This is a genomic window from Micromonospora maritima, from assembly GCF_902825405.1.
Classification (GTDB): Bacteria; Actinomycetota; Actinomycetes; order Mycobacteriales; family Micromonosporaceae; genus Micromonospora; species Micromonospora maritima.
This window is the reverse complement of sequence record NZ_CADEAU010000537.1, coordinates 1-3,421: the sequence shown is the minus strand read 5'-3', so window position 1 is coordinate 3,421 and position 3,421 is coordinate 1. Positions and strand designations below refer to the sequence as shown.

The 3,421-nt window shown below is 73.1% G+C and carries 4 protein-coding genes; 3 read left to right on the top strand and 1 reads right to left on the bottom strand.

What is annotated here, in order from left to right:
- Positions 1 to 684, top strand: a 684-nt coding sequence (locus tag HUW36_RS28620; protein ID WP_174530968.1) for a hypothetical protein, incomplete at its 5' end; no start/stop codon positions are given.
- A gap of 61 nt (positions 685 to 745) precedes the next feature.
- On the opposite strand, the gene HUW36_RS28615 is transcribed toward HUW36_RS28620, so the two are convergent.
- Positions 746 to 1,432 (bottom strand): Tat pathway signal sequence domain protein, encoded by a 687-nt coding sequence (locus HUW36_RS28615; RefSeq protein ID WP_174530967.1) that lies wholly within the window; start codon positions 1,430 to 1,432, stop codon positions 746 to 748.
- A gap of 321 nt (positions 1,433 to 1,753) precedes the next feature.
- Here HUW36_RS28615 and HUW36_RS28610 point away from each other — a divergent pair, with 321 nt between their 5' ends.
- Together HUW36_RS28610 and HUW36_RS28605 are read left to right on the top strand one after the other, a co-directional pair.
- The gene (locus tag HUW36_RS28610) at positions 1,754 to 2,506 is read left to right on the top strand and encodes a TetR/AcrR family transcriptional regulator (RefSeq protein ID WP_246248367.1); all 753 of its coding nucleotides are present in this window, start codon (positions 1,754 to 1,756) and stop codon (positions 2,504 to 2,506) included.
- Positions 2,507 to 2,695: 189 nt separating this feature from the next.
- Complete coding sequence (locus HUW36_RS28605; protein ID WP_174530965.1) at positions 2,696 to 3,325, top strand: DUF6230 family protein; 630 nt, start codon at positions 2,696 to 2,698, stop codon at positions 3,323 to 3,325.
- Positions 3,326 to 3,421 lie beyond the last annotated feature (96 nt).

The following is a 3,421-nucleotide window of genomic DNA, read 5'->3' as shown; positions in this document are numbered from 1 at the left end:
GTCCGGGCCACCCCGCCGGCCCGCTCCGGATACGCGCACCTGCTGGTGCTGGGCGGGCTGGCGCACGCCTGCCTGCGGCGCACCGCGTACGCGGCGCTGCTGGCCGCCACCGCCCGGGTCGACGGCGAGGTGGCGGTGCTGGGCAGCTTCCGGCCGCTCTCCCCGGCCGAGTCGGCGGTGCTGGCCGGAGCCGGGGTGCCCGGGTGCGCCACCGAGGTGGACGTCCTGGACGCCGGCGTACGGCTGGCGTTCGGGGTGGACGAGCCGGCGCAGGAGAGCGGCGGACCGGCCGACCACCCGCACCGCGCCTGGTCGTCGCGCACCTACCGGCCGGCCGGGCTGCCCCCGGTCCGGGTGCTCGCCGCGCCGTCGAGCGAACCGGAGCGCCGCCGGGCGCACACCGCCGACACGCAGCGGTTCTGGGCCGAGCACGTGCGGCTGCGCGCCGGTGACCCGGTGCTGATGGTGACCGCGCCGATCTACGTACCGTTCCAGCACTGCGACGCGCTGCGGACGCTCGCCGTGCCGTACCGGTGCGGCATCGAGACGGTAGGCGTGGACCCGGCGGCGGACGTACCGGTTCCGGTGCCGGAGCCGACCCTGACCCCGGGGCGCTACCTTCAGGAGGTCCGCTCCGCGCTGCGGTCCATGCGTGCGTTGCACGCGGCGCTGACCACCGACTGACGGCACGGACCGCCGGCCGGCACCCGGCGAACCGCCGCGCGCCGGCCGACGGGCCGGGTGGTCAGTTGACGTAGACGGCCGGGCTGCCGGTCTTGCTGGTGTCCTTCACCGGCGAGTAGGTCGCGGTGAAGTACGCGGTGCCGAAGCAGAGCGACGGGCCGGAGAACTTGGTCAGGGTCTGGTTGGTGAAGGTGATCGAGTTGGTCGCGTTCGCCGCCGTGCCGGTGAGCGTGTTCGTGCTGGTCCGGTAGACGCAGGTGATCGGGCCGAGCAGGGAGTTCAGCACCACCGTGCTCTGGATCGGCGCGGCCGCGGTGCCGGAGATGGTGACCACGCCCGCGCTGGTGACCGACGTGGCGTAGGGCAGGTTGTTCACGGTCACGCTCTGCACGCCTGTGGTGCCGAAGACGTTCGTGGTGCAGCTGCCGAACGTCTGCGCGGTGAGGCTCTCGGTGGCGGTGCCGGGAGCGGTCGGGTTGCTCAGCACCTTCGCGCTGAAGCTGGACGCGGCGCACTTGATGCCGCTGGTGCCGCTGGCCGACGAGTAGAACGTGGCGTTGGTGCCGCTCTTCAGGCTGGCCTGGATGACGTCGTTGACCGACACGGCGGTGCCGGCGGCGGTCGGGTAGGTCAGCACGGCGCTGGCCAGCGAGGTGGAGGGGGCCGCGGTGGCGGGGGTGGCGCCGACCAGACCGGTGAGCAGCGCCAGGGCGGCGAGGCCCGCGCCGATGCGTCCGTACCTGGGCATGGTGGTTCCTTCCGGCGGTGGGACGGGGACGTGCCGGCGGCGTCCGGGACGGACGGCGCCTGGCGTGGTGAGCCGCCGCGACTCAGCGGGCGGGGCGGCGTGGGGCACTGCGGTGACGCCGCGTCACCTGCTTCCCTGCGGCCTTGGGAGGACGACCGTGGGCGGCGATAATGGCAGCCATTCGGGCCCTCCTTCGACGCGACAGGGGTGACCGTTTCGAGTGATCACCATCGGTGACGGGGCGTGGACTGAGCGTGTCGAAAGTTATAAACCTCAGAGGGTCGTAAAGTCAACGCATCAAGGAAGGCCGATATCTTGACCATGCAGAGCCCGCCTCCGCCGACGCCCCTGCCGGGCGCGCGGCACGGCCGCGACCCCGACCGCGCCATCAAGCGTGGCCCGCGGCGGGTGCCGGCCGAGGAGGTGGCGGCGACCCAACGCGACCGCCTCTTCGACGGGCTGGTGCGGGAGGTCGCCACCCGGGGGTACGACGCCGCCCGGGTCAGCGACATCTGCCACGCCGCCGGGGTCACCCGGCCCGCGTTCTACGCGCTGTTCAGCGGCAAGCAGGACGCGTTCCTCGCCGCGTACCGGCACGGCATCTCGGTGGTCTCGCAGCTGATGGAGGGCGCCTACCGGGACGCCGGGCCGCACTGGCCGGACGCCGCCCGGGCGGCGCTGCGCACGCTGCTCGACGTGCTCGCCAGCGTGCCCGCCTTCGCCCGGATGGCACTTGTCGAGGTGGACGCGGCCGGTCCGGACGCCCGCCGGGAACGGGACGCCCTGCTGCACAGCTTCCGCCGGTTCTTCGCCGACGCTGGCCCCGGGCCGGCGGTGGCCGGCGTGGACCGGGACGTGCTGGTGTCCACGGTGGTCGGCGGCATCCACGCCACCATCCGGGGGCGGGTGGCGCAGGGACGGGCCGAGGACCTGCCGGCGCTGCTGCCGGTGCTCACCTACGCGGCCACCGCGCCCTTCCTGGGACCCGACGGCGCCCGCCGGGCCACCCGGCCGACCCGCCCGGACGACGGCCCGAGCACGACCGCGCCCTGCGCGCCGACGGGCCAGCCCTGACAATCGCGGTGGAAAACCGCTGCGGTTTTTCACTTTGGCCGCAATTCGCACATGCCGCCCAACTCCCTGCCACGCGCTGTTGACCGCCCCTTTACCCAGCGGTAACTTCGGCCTGCGCCCCTTGGCGCGAAAATCCTGCGAAGCCAATTCACATCGTCGCCAATGAATTGATCTCGAAAGGGAGCCGCCATGTCGGAGCAGACCGCACCGATCGAGGCCGACCAGCCGAGCAGCGGCGTCCGCTGGCGCCGGTTCGCCGTCACGCTCGGCGCCGTGGCGGCCGGGGCCGCCGGCATGGTGGTGCTGACCGCGCAGGGGGTGCTCGGCGCGCAGTTCGCCATTTCCGGCATGCCGTTCACCGTCACCGCCGACCGGCTGGAGGGCACCGGGTTCGAGCAGTTCGCCACGCTCGACCAGATGATCCCGGACAGCCCGAACCAGGGCGACACCGGCGGCCAGGTGCTGGTCATCGTCTCGGCCATCGACAAGGCCGAGCTGACCAACCTGTGCCAGAGCATCAACCTGGGCGGGACCAACCTGCGGATCACCGCCGGCGGCTCCGGCAAGCCGGTCACCGCCCGCACGCTCGTCGTCGACGGCGACGAGATCGCCGGCAACGCCTCGTTCAAGAAGATCAACGTCGGGCAGGACGCCAGCACGGTCGACCAGGTCCCCGGCGTCAAGGGCAACCCGGGCGTCTTCGCCCAGCAGGCCGACACGGTGACCATCACGAACCTGCGGCAGAACAACTACGCCACCACCGCCGCGATCTTCACGCTGCCCAACCTGCGTATGGGCTTCAGCTCCGACGGGTGCTGACGTGACCGGCGGAGAGCACGCGGCGCCGGCCGCCCCCGGACGCTGGCGCCGCTGGCGGCGGGCCCGGCCGTTCACCGCCGGGCTGCTCGTCGCGCT